Source organism: Niallia sp. RD1, assembly GCF_024219955.1.
In the GTDB taxonomy this organism is placed as follows: Bacteria; Bacillota; Bacilli; order Bacillales; family Cytobacillaceae; genus Niallia; species Niallia alba.
Genome location: NZ_CP100420.1, coordinates 1,759,109 through 1,772,535, shown reverse-complemented (window position 1 = coordinate 1,772,535; position 13,427 = coordinate 1,759,109). Strand labels below are relative to the sequence as shown.

The window sequence follows — 13,427 nt, the reverse complement described above, 5'->3', positions numbered from 1 at the left end:
ATTAAGTAGAATACATTATGGCTGATTAAGTTGTTGTTTCTAATGGGAAATAAAGTTAACGCGGATTAGAGAAGGAAATCGACTCTGTAAACAAATTTACTTCCTATGCGGAACAATATTCTTTAAAAAATGCCTAAATCAAATCAAGGAGTGAAGTATATGTACTATAACTGGAATTGGAATTCCTTTTGGGACAAGCTACCTGATTTTATTTTAGCGGTAGTTGTTTTAATTGTAGGGTGGATTATTGCAAAAATCATTGAAAAAGCCCTCTATAAAGGACTGCAAAAAACAAACTTAGATAATAAAATTTTTCCCGAAGGAAAACCTAAAAAATATTCTTCTGAAAAGATAATAAGTAAAATAGTTTATTATTTATTATTAGTTTTTGTCTTTACCCTATTCTTTAATATTTTAAATTTAACGGTAATTACTTCTCCACTAGTGAATATGCTTTCATCTATCCTTGGAGCAATTCCTAATATATTAAAAGCAGCGTTGATTCTATTAATTGCTTGGGTCATTGCTTCCGGATTAAAATACCTTATTAAGAAAACAGGAAGCACCTTAAAGGTTCATGAGAAATTACAGAAGTGGAATCTTGCAGAAAAGAATAGCCCGCAAAATGTAATGGATAAAGTAGCTAATATTGCTTTTTATTTAGTGTTGTTATTATTCTTACCTGCCGTTTTAGGCGCTCTTAATTTATATGGTGTTTCGGAACCATTTGCCAATATGCTTCAAAGCATTCTTGCCTTCTTACCAAAACTTTTAGCTGCAGCACTGATTGTTTTAGTAGGTTGGTTTGTAGCAAAAATTGTGCGTACCATTCTAACAAACTTCCTGCAAGCAATCGGCACAGAGGCTTTAACTAATCGATTAGGCATTAACAAACTTCTAGATAATGTAAGCTTATCTTCTGTTATCGGAAACATTGTTTTTATTTTCATTCTCATTCCAACTGTTATATCAGCGCTTGAAAAGTTGGATATCCTAGGAATCTCTCAGCCAGCTATTAATATGTTAAATGATATTCTGACGATGATTCCTAATATCGCTACTGCCATTGTCCTCATCTTAATTGGTATTTGGATAGGAAAATGGGTAAAACAAATGGTCGTTACGTTATAAGTAAAACTTAGTTTAGATACTTACGTACGAAAAATGGGTCTTAACGCCAATACTAGTATTTCTAACATTATTGGTACTATTGTTCAAATTCTGATCGTTTTCTTATTGGCTGTACAAGCCTTAAATATAGTAGGACTAGAATTTTTAGTAACATTATCTACTGCGGTTATTGCTTACCTACCAATGGTTATCGCTGCAATTGTCATTCTTGGCGTTGGCTTATGGTTAGGCTATCTCGTCCAGCAGTTACTAAGCATTATTTTACAAGGTGCTCACTTCAAAGTATTACCAGTTATCGCAAAATATGCGATTATCACTCTTTCTGTTTTTATGGCTCTTGACCAATTAAGAGTAGCATCTTCTATCGTCAATTCTGCCTTTATTTTAATCCTCGGCGGTCTTGCATTAGCATTTGGTCTTGCGTTTGGTCTTGGCGGCAAGGAATTTGCTAAAAAACGATTAGATAAACTGGATACAAAAATGGAACAAACATCTATCCAAAAACCAAATGATGATAATTCTTTAAACAGCTAATCATCAAAAGAGGACAGACGGAAAATATCGTCTGTCCTCTTTTCTTTATGCTGTTTTCGTTAAGTTTATTGCTATTACTCGCAGCTGGAACAGCCTTTCCTTCAAAGTATGAAGCCATTTTGTCAGTATTTTCAAAAACAGCTATTGTTATGAAACCCATTTCATAGTTTAATCTAATAAAGAGAGCATAGACCAGCGTCATATTTCGATTTCGTTATAGCGTGATGGCTTGCTCTTTTTTCTATTTCTTTAAAATTTGGTTATGGCAAATCGGTATCCAGCAGTTCATAACCTTCTACTAGTGTAGAAAGTGGTACAATATCGGCATCTTTTTGATAAACAGGAATATATTCTTTTAAAACACTTACTACGGCTGGTCCGGAAACTCCAACATGCCCAATCGCGATAAACTTCTGCTCTGTATCTAGTTTTTTCGCTAAACGACTAGCTTGCTTCGTAATATATTGACTTGTGTATATATGATCAAAAAAGAGACCATTTTCTAAATAAGGTACATTTAATTCCTCAGCTAAATCCTTTATGACACTTTTGCTCGTTGTTTTACTGTCTAAATAGTAAAGACTGTGGTTACGGCATTCCTCAAGGATAATTCTCATCACTCTTTTATCTTCCGTAGCCTTTGATCCCATATGATGATTCATTCCAACAGCATAAGGGATACTTTCAATCGCATCTTTCACCCGTTTTCTAATTTCCTCATCTGATAAATCCGTTGTAATCGCACCAGGTCCAAGCCAGCTTTTTTTCCCTTTTTTCGGTTCTAATGGCAAATGAACTATAACCTCATGACCTTTTTTATGGGCACGGATAGCATCTTCTTTACTCGTAGATAGGAAAGGCATAATCGCGACCGTGATTGGAACAGGTAAGTTAAGCATCTCTTCTGTTCCTTTCATGTTATTACCGAAATCATCAATAACAATTGCTAACTCTTTTCTCACTTGATTCTTAGATGGATCCGCCTCTTGTGCGGAGATACTTAATGGAAACGAAAGAAAACATAAGAAGAATATTATCTTTTTCATTTTAAAACCTACCTTGTTTTCCGTTAGTATTTTCCATAAAGGCAGGTTGCATACCACGATATATAAGAATCAATGAAGTTCTTATTAATTATAAGGCTGTTTTCGTAAAGTTTGTTGCGATTACCCGCAGCCGGAATACACTTCGCTTTCCGTGTGGCTAGGCTTAAGCCTCTTCAGCTTCGCATCCGGGGTCTCAGACTGTCTCGCTAATCCCCGTGGCGTCTTCGTGTATTCCGCTGCTCCATTTTTCCAACTAATTCTTTTTTTCGATTAAAAAAACAACAATCCTTTAGAAAACAGCCAATTATAAAAAACAATCCTCCGCGAGAATAAGGGGTATATTAATTTATATCCATTAATTCCTCCCATAGTTTATTCCCTTTAATTTCCATCCCAGTTATCAATCCGTCCTTATTTATATTTGCTTGCCCAGTAACATTTACAACTTTCTCTTTTTGATAATGAACAGTTAAAGAGAAACTGTAAATATTCTCTAATTTAGTATCTGCTTTCTCCACTTCCAGATTGCTCATTTTTAACTGATAGCCGTTCCAATGAGCCTTTTGCAAGAAATTCTCACCATATGAAGCAATATAAGAATGATAGAATTCTTCTGTAAAGTAGGGTTTAAAATTATTAGCCGTATATGAATTCCATTCTGCTAATGCCGCCTCCACTTCATTATCCTCTATTTCCTTGTTATCAATAGTCTCCCACAAATTGGCCAGTTTCTCTTCTGGTCCTGTGAATGTATGTTCCAAAACCGTTTGAATGGTAGTGACAGCTTCCTTTTGTTCGGCAATCTCGGTATTCGAAGTACGATAAACAAAGAAGAAAATAGTTCCGATTACGAAAAGGATTATAAAAACGCGCATTACAGTTTTTTTCATCGTATCCCCCCTTACTTTAGATACGATGAAAACGCTATTTGTTTCAAGGTATAGATTTATCTTTTCAACCTTTTCACGTATTCATATATATTTTTTTTCATACAAAAAACAGTTCGCTAAATTTAACGAACTGTTTTTATTGACGTTATTTATTTCCGATGCATTTTAAACTCCAGGAATAAATCATTATATTCTGCTAAAGAGCGATGACCGAGGTTTTCATATACCTCTAATTTAGAAGTCAATTCTTCATCCGGATAGAAACGCTCATCCCCAGTAATATCCTCAGGCAAAAATTCCATTGCTGCCTTATTCGGAGTAGAATAACCGACGTATTCTGTATTTTGGGCTGCATTTTCAGCATCTAACATAAAATTAATAAATTGATGAGCTCCGTCGATATTCTTAGCTGTTTTCGGGATAACCATATTATCGAACCATAAGTTAGATCCCTCTTCAGGAACCACGTATTCCACATCTTCATTTTCCCACATAATTTCAGCAGCCATTCCAGACCATAAAACACCGATAGACGCTTCTCCATTTTCGATAAGCATCCGAATTTCATCTCCAACAATCGCCTTTACATTCGGAGTTAGCGTATCTAGCTTTTCTTTTGCTTCCTTTAGGTGCTCATGATCTTTATCATTTAAAGAGTAATGTAAGCTATTTAAGCTCATGCCCATGATTTCCCGTGCACCATCTATCAGCATAATTTCATTTTTTAAATCTTTATCCCATAAATCATTCCAAGAAGTAATTTCCTTATTATCAAGCATGGTTGGATTATAAACAATTCCAACGGTTCCCCAAAAGTAAGGAATAGAATATTTATTGTCTAGATCAAAGGAAAGATCCATAAACCTACTGTCAATATTTTTTAAATTAGGTATCTTTGCATGATCAATCGGAATTAATAAATCTTCTTCCTTCATTTTGTCAATCATATATTCAGAGGGAATAGCAATATCATAGCTTGTTCCTCCCTGCTGAATTTTTGTCATCATTGCCTCATTTGAATCAAACGTCTCGTAAATTACCTTTATTCCAGTCTCCTCTTCAAACTTGGTTATTAAATCAGCATCAATATAATCTCCCCAGTTATATACAGTTAATGTGTTTCCACTTGTATACCCTCTGCTCGAATTTAATTGATGAACAATAAATAGAAGAATGAAAGACAGTGCAAAGATAAAAATTAAACCACGTATTAGAGATTTCATTTTCTCACCCCCGCTTGTGGAGTCTTATTAACACGCTTTGTAATGAAATAATAGCCAATTACAAGGAGCAGCGTAAATAAGAATAATAGGGTCGATAGCGCATTAATATTTAAAGAAATACCTCGTCTTGCTAATGAATAAATTTCCACAGATAGTGTTGTAAAGCCATTACCTGTTACAAAGAAAGTTACAGCGAAATCATCTAAGGAATAGGTTAACGCCATAAAGAAGCCAGCAAATATTCCTTGTGAAATATAAGGAATAATTACTTTTGTAAGTACATCCTTCCAACTAGCTCCAAGATCTAATGCTGCATCCACCAAAGTTGGACTCATTTCCTCTAGCTTCGGTAAAACCATGATGACAACAATAGGAATCGAGAAAGCTATGTGAGACAGAAGAACAGAAAAGAATCCTAGTTTAATCCCAATAATCGTAAAGAAAATTAAGAAAGACGCACCGATGATAACATCTGGGCTTACAATGAGCACATTGTTTAAAGACAAAATAGAATTCCTAAACCCTTTTTTCCTAATCATAGAAATACTAATTGCCCCAAGCACTCCAATAATAGTTGATATAGCTGCAGACAAAAGGGCAATAATAATTGTATTTAAAACAATAACAAGTAATCTCGTATCTTGGAATAATTCCTTATACCAGTCAAGTGTAAAGGAATCAAAATCATGCATGGTTCCCCCACTATTAAACGAATAGAAGATTAAATAAAAGATAGGTGCATATAAAATGACAAAAACAATACATAAATAAAAGATAGACCATTTTGATAGCTTTTTCATTTTATATCCCTCTCTTTCTGTTCCCTGTAAGAACCATAATGATAATCATACTAATAATCAAAAATACAGCTATCGTTGAACCCATTCCCCAATCTTGTGTTATGAGGAAATGCTGCTCAATCGCCGTACCCAGTGTTATAACACGGTTACCTGCAATTAAACGAGTTATCATGAATAAAGACAATGCTGGAATAAATACAGCTTGGCATCCAGATTTCACCCCATTTAGTGTAAGGGGAAAAACAATCTTTTTAAATGTCGTCCAAGCAGATGCCCCTAGATCTTGTGATGCATCAACTAAGCTAGGATTCATCTTTTCCAATGCATTAAAGATAGGCAAAATCATAAAGGGAATAAAAATATAGACACTTACAAAAAGAAAACTAAAGTCTGTAAATAATAACTGGTGTTCCCCTATCCCTAGAAAATCAAGCATTTGATTGGCCGCACCATGCGTCCCAAATATCCCTAGAAACGCATATGCTTTTAATAAAAGATTAATCCAGGATGGCAAGATTATTAATAACAGCCATAATTGCTTATGCTTCGTTTTTGTTAATAAATAAGCAGTCGGATAAGCAATGATTAGAGAAAAAAACGTAATTAGAAATGCATACCAAAAGGAACTCAACGTCATTTTTAAATAAACCGGTGTAAAGAACTTCTGATAATTTTCAAACGTAAATGCCCCTTCAATATCAAAGAAAGAATAATAGACAACAAGCGCAACTGGAGCAATTACAAAGAGTGCAATCCAAAGATAATAAGGTACAGTATACCATTTAGTACTACTTTTCATTGGCTGCCCCCTCATATGCTTCTAGTCGTTTATCAAACTCTTCCTCCGTTTCTCCAAGGCGCATAACATGAATTGCTTCTGGTTCAAAATAAAGACCTATTTCTGTTCCTACTGTTGCTTTCTTAGTAGAATGGACAAGCCATTCATTTCCGTCTTCATCGTATCCGCAAATCTCATAATGAACCCCTCTAAACAATTGAGAGTCTACTTTCACCTTTAATTTTCCTGCTTCAAGAGAAGTTATTTCTAAATCCTCTGGACGAATAACTACTTCTACTGCTTCATTTTCGTTAAAACCGCCATCTACACAATCAAACGTTTTACTGCCAAAATGGACAACAAAATCTTTTTTCATTGTTCCTGGTACAATATTGGATTCGCCGATAAAATCTGCAACGAAGCGATTAATTGGTTCATCATAAATATCTGTTGGTGTTCCGCTTTGCTCAATGCGCCCTTTATTTAAAACAAAAATTTCATCCGACATCGCCAATGCTTCTTCCTGATCATGGGTAACAAAGATAAAAGTAATTCCTAATCTTCTCTGTAATTCTCTTAATTCATATTGCATTTCTGTACGAAGCTTTAAATCCAACGCTGATAATGGTTCATCCAGAAGAATAATCTCTGGTTCATTTACAATCGCTCTGGCGATAGCAACACGCTGTCTCTGTCCACCAGACATCTCACTGATTTCTCTCTTCTCATATCCTTCTAGGTTAACGAAACGTAGAGCTTCTTTTACTTTTTCTTCAATCACTTGCTTCTTCCATTTTTTAATGCGAAGACCAAAAGCCACATTTTCAAATACATTTAAATGAGGGAAAAGCGCATAATCCTGGAAAACTGTATTTACCTGTCTTTTGTTCGCTGGTATTTTATTTATTAGCTTACCGTTAAAATAAATGTTTCCTTCTGAAGGTTCCATAAATCCAGCGATCAATCGTAGTACAGTTGTTTTCCCACAGCCTGATGGCCCAAGCAGTGTATAAAATTTACCTCGCTCAATTTCAAAGCTCACATTTTCTAGAACAGTTGTATCTTGATCATAACTTTTTGTTACATTTTCAAATCGAATAATATGCTGCTCGGACATAATATCCCCCTCTTAATTTATTTTCACTTAAGGATGCTTTGGTGAAGTTTGTTGCTATAAGTGAGCAACGTGAATACACTTCGCTTTCCGTGGTCTCAGACAGTCTCGCTAATCCCCATGGCGTCTACTTGTATTCCCGCTGCTCTATTTTTCCAATTTTTTTAAAAATTAAAAAAGATCCATCTCATTATAAGTAAGAATCGGTAACTACGAGAATTAGTTCTGTTACGCCATCTGCTAGATTCACTAATTGATGTTCCTCTGTAGCATGATAGTAAATAGATTCCCCTTTTTTAGCTCTATACTCTTGCTTTCCTAATTTCAGCAAAATCTCTCCTTCTACTACGTAAGCAAATGTTTCTGATAAAGAAGGCTCGAATTGCTTAAACTCTCCATTCTTCAAAAAGAAGAGACGTATTGGCTCCATTTCTTTTTCATTTGATTCAGGAACTAGCCATTGAATACGATATCCCTTTTCTTCATCAAGGAAGTCTGTAATGTCTTCCTCTGTATAGACTACTTTCTGCTTTCGCTCTTCATCATCGAAAAATTCCTTTGGTGTACATCCCAACACCTCTAAAATATCAAAGAATGTTTCAATGGAAGGAGAACTTAAATCTCTCTCTAGTTGGGATATGTATCCCTTACTTAAATCCGTTCTTTCTCCTAATTCTTCTTGTGTAAGTCCTTTTTTCAACCGTAAATTCTTTATCTTTTTCCCAATTTCCATGATTTAACCTACTTTTTGTTTAGAAATAGTAAACTTGAAAGCACAAAAGTTTGGTATTTATAAACTTAAAGTTTACTCATACCCAGTTATTATACAATAATTTATCTAACTTTCAATCCTTTTTTCGTTATTAATATACCTATTCTTTCCCACAACTAACCAATTCGAAATTCCCCCGTATTCAATACATATAAAAGAAGGCTGTTTTCGTAAAGTTTATGCTATTAAAAAACAACCATTCTTTAGAAAAACTCTCATGGCGGCGTTACCCGCCGCCACCGTCTATCATGAAAACTTGCTCCTATCCCATGATAGAAAGTCTAAACCACTTAACACCTGACCATAATTAATAGTACAATACGACCAGTCCGAAGACTGTTTGGTGGATCAATACAAGTTGATACCCCGTTAGAAAAACTGGTTGTGACAGTTTAAAAGAACCGTCTAATGTGTTTATAAACACGAATACAAAAATTTTGTATGATGACTTCTGTCGCTTGTATTGTATTAAAAATCTTTGAGGTGATTATATGGAAGCTATGATTGAACGGTGTGCAGGCCTAGATGTACACCAAGAAACAGTAGTTGCTTGTGTTTTATTTGGTTCATTAGATAAAAAACCAAATAAAGAAATTCAAACCTTTCCAACAACCACAAGTGGCCTTTTGGCACTTAGCGACTGGCTATCCTCACACAAAATAACGGATGCTGTAATGGAAAGTACCGGTGTATATTGGAAGCCCGTTTGGAATGTTATAGAATGTGACTTCCAATTAATCCTCGCCAATGCCCAACATGTTAAAAATGTTCCCGGAAGGAAAACAGACGTAAAAGATGCGGAGTGGTTAGCTAAACTTTTGCGTTCTGGACTAATTGAAAAAAATTTTGTACCGCCCAAAGAAATTCGTGATTTGCGAGATTTAACCCGGTATCGTAAAAAACTCATCCATACACGAACTTCTGAGCGCAATCGAATCCACAAAATTCTACAGGATGCAAATATTAAACTAACTTCTGTTTTATCTGACATTTTTGGTGTCACTGGTTGTCGCATTATTGAAGCCCTAATAAACGGCGAAAAAATAGGTGTGTTTGAACTTCAACAAATGGTTGATTCAAGAGTTAAGGCGAGCACAACAGATATTGCAGAAGCCCTTAACGGTGGAATACGTAAACATCATATTGATATGTTACGTTTCCATTGGGACCATATCAATCACATCGATGAAACAATCGAAAAAGTAGTTGAACGCATAGACCAAGCGCTTATTCCTTATCAAGAGGAGTGCGAACTACTAGATACCATACCGGGTGTGGATAAAAATGCATCCGCAATCTTTATAGCTGAAATGGGTGTAGACATGTCAGTATTTAAAAGTTCTAAACATCTAGCCTCATGGGCTGGAGTGAGTCCAGGAAATTATGAGAGTGCCGGTAAAAAAAAACAGGTAAAACTCAGTACGGAAACAAATCATTAAGAACCACCGCTGTTGAATGTTCCATGGCTACAGATAGACAGTATAATCGCATATCTGCACATAGAAAAAGAATTATGAAACGACAAGGAAAATCGAAAGCACGGATCGCTTCCGCTCATTTAATCCTAACAATTGCTTACAATATTTTAAAAACAAGGCAACCATATCAGGAACTAGGCCCTGATTATGTTGATCTCGAACAAAGTAAAGAACAAAAAATGATTCAATACTTAAAAAGGAAAGGGTATCGTATTGAACCCACTAATGAACAAATTGCTTAATGAATAACAAAAGCACTATATTTAATCATTCCTAGCCTTTTAAAAAAGTTCAAATTTAGAAGGTTCAGCTTAGTGTTGCCTTTTACCTAAAGAGTTTTCATACAAAACAGCCAAAAAGAAAGAAACCCCATAAAAGAACGTTTTAGCAAAGCTTATCGTGTTAAAATAAACACTGCTCTACAAACATTTTTTATGAGGCTCAACCTTAAACTAACTTATTGTTCTTCCTTACCCATCTCTATTGGTATGTACTTTCCGCTATCTATTTTTTCAATTTTTTTAAAATGAATTAGCTTTTTAGAGATGCGTTGCAATACGCAGAAGCATCATAGGAATCTCTTCCAACTCTTATCCCAATTTCTGTAGGACCAATTCCTACTTTTCCCCCTTTTTCCTTATACAAATCACACAGTGCTTTATAAATATTTTCATCTTTTTCCGTAATTCGTAGTTTGGAATATTGCTTCAATCTTTATTCCTCCTATTGCTCCCATTTTACTGCAGCTACAAAAACAGATTCCTTTTCCCTTAAATCGTTCTTTCATTTCTTCTAGAAACTTTTTGTGTAAATTTTCAATATATAAATTTCACTGTCTAAGTCTGCTAATTTAAGCATACTAATCCTTTATCAAAATAACATGCATTTATGTTTTTTTTTTCGAAAAATAGATAATAGGTTTCAAAACTTCATTTGTTAATAGGTCAAATGAATCATTTCAATATATTGAACACCTAGTCATCATTCCTATTTTTTTTTGAAGGAATTATCCTTGTTGGTTTTTCTTCCTTTTCCCGCTTTTGAAAAATTCCAACCTTCTAATTTTGTTCAATATAATGAACAAATAAATCAAATAAAAAACCACTCGAAGTTTCCAAGCGGTTTTTCTTGTTCATTTTTAATCTTCTTTTTTAAGTTTATAGTGCTTTTTAAACATGAAATGCTCCCCATGTGAAGGAAATAATTTTAATTTCTTTACTTCTTCTGGGTATTTTATCATCATTTCTTTTAATAGTTCCTTTGGCTTTTTATTTTCTGTATCTAATCCTAACTCTTTCGCTTTATTCAAAATTTGTATTTCTCTTATTTCATCAGCAATTTGTTTAAGATCTTTTCCTTCTGTTTTGATACTTAATTTTTTTGCTTCTTCCATCGTAATTTTTTCTTGTACTTCTTTGCCTAATTGTTGCATCGTTTTTCCTTTTGTATCAATTCCTAATTCCTTGGCTTTTTTCGAAATTTTCGCTTCAAAAACTTCTTTCATTAATGCTTTAGCATCTTTTCCTTCTGTACTAATTCCTAGCGATTTTGCTTCTTCCTTTAAATGAGCAGTATGTACTTCCATCGCCAGTTGATGTATATCTTTTCCCTCTGCTTTGATACCTAATTTTTCTGCTTCTTTCTTTATTAATGCTTCATGAATCTCTTTTTTTATGGCAACTGGATCTTTTCCTTCTGTTTTAATCCCAAGACTTTTAGCCATTTCTATTAAAAACTGTTTATCATCCTGAGATATCTCCCTTTTTTCTGGTGTTGCTGGAGATGGTGCTGCACTAGTTAAAGAACCAAAGCTGGTTAATGCTACTAGTAAAGCTAGCATTAATAGCGTCATTTTTTTCATCTTACTCTTCCTTTCCATCTTTAAATAGGTAAACTTATATCTTTTATATCCTTTCCTCTTCTTTATTTTATATGTACGTTTTCTCTAAAAATATTTGATTTGTCTTTATGATTTACCTTCTATCTTCTTTCTCCCAGTAGCTAATCATTCATTTCATACTTAACAATTAGACATACTAATCATCTTCTGCTATTTTACATATATATCATATTTGCTGGAGATGAGTTTATTAGATGAGTAAATTTACAAAAGACTATATTATAAAAATGGAGGATATTGTGAGGGAAGGAGATTCTATCCTTCGCGAAAAAACCAAAGAAGTAACCATTCCTCCTACTAAAGAGGATCAAGAAGAGCTAGAGTGTATGCTACAATATTTAAAAAATAGCCAAGATCCAATTCTATCGGAAAAATATCAATTACGTGCTGGTGTAGGATTATCCGCTAACCAAATTGGCTTAAATAAACGAATGTTTGCGGCATATATTAGACAGGAAAATGGAGAGGCATTGGAATTTATGCTCATCAATCCAAAAATAATCAGCCATTCGACTGCAATGACCTATATTCCCGAGAGTGAAGGCTGCCTTTCCATCGATCGCCCCATTGTAGGCTATGTACCGCGCTATCGGAGAATAACTGTTCGTGCCTACAATATAAATGGAGAAGAGGTAAAGATTAAACTGAGAGATTATGAGGCAATTGTCTTTCAACATGAAATAGATCATTTAAATGGGATATTATTTTATGATCATATCAATAGTACAAACCCGTTTGAACTGCCTGCCAATGTAGATATTAGTCCTCTCTATTAAATAAAAAAGCAGATGGCCTTTGCCATCTGCTTTTTTATTTACTCAGCATCTTTTTCTAATTTATTCTCTACTTTATATTTTGCCGTTGCCTCTGTTAACCATGTGCTAGCTTGCTCTTGTACTTTTGTAGCTAATAAATCTTCTTTAATTTTAGCTTTTGAGTCTTCTAATGTTGCTTCTTTTGCTTCTTTTTTACCAGTTACTTTAATAATGTGATAGCCATAATCCGTTTTAACTGGATCACTAATTTCATCTACCTTCATAGCGAATGCAGCTTTATCAAACGCTTCAACCATTTGGCCTGTAGAGAAATAACCTAATTCTCCACCATTCTCAGCAGTTTGTGTGTCAGTTGAATATTCTTTCGCCAATTCAGCAAAGTCTCCACCTTCGTCTATCTTCTTCTTCACTTCTTTAGCAGTCTTTTCATCCTCTACTAAGATATGACTTGCTTCCACTTGTTCTGGAGTGTCAAAGCTTGCTTTATTATCTTCAAAATATGTTTTAATCTCGTCATCTGTGATTTCGATAGATGGCTCAAGAATTTTTGTCACTTTTAGGTTTTGCTCAATTTGCTCTTTAAATAGATCTTCGGTTACTCCATTTTGAGCTAATAGCATATTAAATGTTTCTTGCCCACCGTATTGTTCTACCATCTTGTCCAATTCTGCTTGGATTTCTTTATCTGTTACTTTTACTTTTGCTTTATCAGCTTCAAGATCTACTACTTTATTAGAGATCATCATATTTAATACACTTGCGCCATATTGCTTATTTAGCTCTTCATTTAATTGTTCTTGTGTAATTTTTTCCTTGTCCACTGTTGCAACCGTTTCACTACGTTGTGTTAGATAAACCGCTCCTATAATTAACGCTATTAGTACTACCGCTAGTATAGGAATAAGAACCTTCTTATTTTTCATATTAAGCTAAAATCCTCTCTGCACAAAATTTTGGATATAACAGGCATACCCCTATTATAACT

Annotated in this window: 13 protein-coding genes and 1 pseudogene; 4 read left to right on the top strand and 10 right to left on the bottom strand. The window is 34.4% G+C overall.

Going from position 1 to position 13,427, the window contains the following annotated elements; all coding sequences use genetic code 11:
* Positions 1-159: 159 nt before the first annotated feature.
* Positions 160-1,665 (top strand): annotated as a pseudogene (locus NKG37_RS08405) (mechanosensitive ion channel).
* Between the two features lie 260 nt (positions 1,666-1,925).
* Here NKG37_RS08405 and NKG37_RS08400 read toward each other — a convergent pair.
* The 7 genes from NKG37_RS08400 to NKG37_RS08370 all read right to left on the bottom strand — a co-directional run bounded on the left by NKG37_RS08400 (position 1,926) and on the right by NKG37_RS08370 (position 8,249).
* The gene (locus tag NKG37_RS08400; RefSeq protein ID WP_254416068.1) at positions 1,926-2,711 is read right to left on the bottom strand and encodes a divergent polysaccharide deacetylase family protein; all 786 of its coding nucleotides are present in this window, start codon (positions 2,709-2,711) and stop codon (positions 1,926-1,928) included.
* A gap of 341 nt (positions 2,712-3,052) precedes the next feature.
* Positions 3,053-3,601, bottom strand: coding sequence for a hypothetical protein (locus NKG37_RS08395; protein WP_254416067.1), 549 nt, complete (start codon positions 3,599-3,601; stop codon positions 3,053-3,055).
* Between the two features lie 149 nt (positions 3,602-3,750).
* The gene (locus NKG37_RS08390; RefSeq protein ID WP_254416066.1) at positions 3,751-4,824 is read right to left on the bottom strand and encodes an ABC transporter substrate-binding protein; all 1,074 of its coding nucleotides are present in this window, start codon (positions 4,822-4,824) and stop codon (positions 3,751-3,753) included.
* Positions 4,821-5,624, bottom strand: coding sequence for an ABC transporter permease (locus tag NKG37_RS08385; RefSeq protein ID WP_254416065.1), 804 nt, complete (start codon positions 5,622-5,624; stop codon positions 4,821-4,823). The genes NKG37_RS08390 and NKG37_RS08385 overlap by 4 nt, the downstream gene beginning before the upstream one ends.
* 1 nt (position 5,625) lies before the next feature.
* Positions 5,626-6,423, bottom strand: coding sequence for an ABC transporter permease (locus NKG37_RS08380; protein ID WP_016201282.1), 798 nt, complete (start codon positions 6,421-6,423; stop codon positions 5,626-5,628).
* Positions 6,413-7,519: an ABC transporter ATP-binding protein gene (locus NKG37_RS08375; RefSeq protein WP_101729045.1), complete on the bottom strand. Its 1,107-nt coding sequence runs from the start codon at positions 7,517-7,519 to the stop codon at positions 6,413-6,415. Before NKG37_RS08375 ends, NKG37_RS08380 begins: the two co-directional genes overlap by 11 nt.
* Positions 7,520-7,706: 187 nt before the next feature.
* Positions 7,707-8,249, bottom strand: coding sequence for a helix-turn-helix domain-containing protein (locus NKG37_RS08370; RefSeq protein ID WP_101729046.1), 543 nt, complete (start codon positions 8,247-8,249; stop codon positions 7,707-7,709).
* A gap of 530 nt (positions 8,250-8,779) precedes the next feature.
* Here NKG37_RS08370 and NKG37_RS08365 point away from each other — a divergent pair.
* Both NKG37_RS08365 and NKG37_RS08360 read left to right on the top strand, forming a co-directional pair.
* Entirely contained in the window at positions 8,780-9,727 is a 948-nt protein-coding gene (locus tag NKG37_RS08365; protein WP_040343487.1) for an IS110 family RNA-guided transposase, read from the top strand.
* A 23-nt stretch (positions 9,728-9,750) separates the two neighbouring features.
* Positions 9,751-10,008 (top strand): hypothetical protein, encoded by a 258-nt coding sequence (locus tag NKG37_RS08360; protein WP_040343490.1) that lies wholly within the window; start codon positions 9,751-9,753, stop codon positions 10,006-10,008.
* Positions 10,009-10,297: 289 nt separating this feature from the next.
* Here NKG37_RS08360 and NKG37_RS08355 read toward each other — a convergent pair whose 3' ends face one another.
* Together NKG37_RS08355 and NKG37_RS08350 are read right to left on the bottom strand one after the other, a co-directional pair.
* Positions 10,298-10,477, bottom strand: coding sequence for a hypothetical protein (locus NKG37_RS08355; protein WP_254416064.1), 180 nt, complete (start codon positions 10,475-10,477; stop codon positions 10,298-10,300).
* Positions 10,478-10,904: 427 nt separating this feature from the next.
* Positions 10,905-11,627: a hypothetical protein gene (locus tag NKG37_RS08350; protein WP_254416063.1), complete on the bottom strand. Its 723-nt coding sequence runs from the start codon at positions 11,625-11,627 to the stop codon at positions 10,905-10,907.
* A gap of 233 nt (positions 11,628-11,860) precedes the next feature.
* Between NKG37_RS08350 and def the strand changes: the two genes are divergently transcribed.
* Positions 11,861-12,442, top strand: coding sequence for a peptide deformylase (gene def, locus NKG37_RS08345; RefSeq protein WP_016201287.1), 582 nt, complete (start codon positions 11,861-11,863; stop codon positions 12,440-12,442).
* 38 nt (positions 12,443-12,480) lie between these two features.
* On the opposite strand, the gene NKG37_RS08340 is transcribed toward def, so the two are convergent.
* Entirely contained in the window at positions 12,481-13,365 is an 885-nt protein-coding gene (locus tag NKG37_RS08340) for a peptidylprolyl isomerase (RefSeq protein WP_016201288.1), read from the bottom strand.
* Positions 13,366-13,427: the final 62 nt, after the last annotated feature.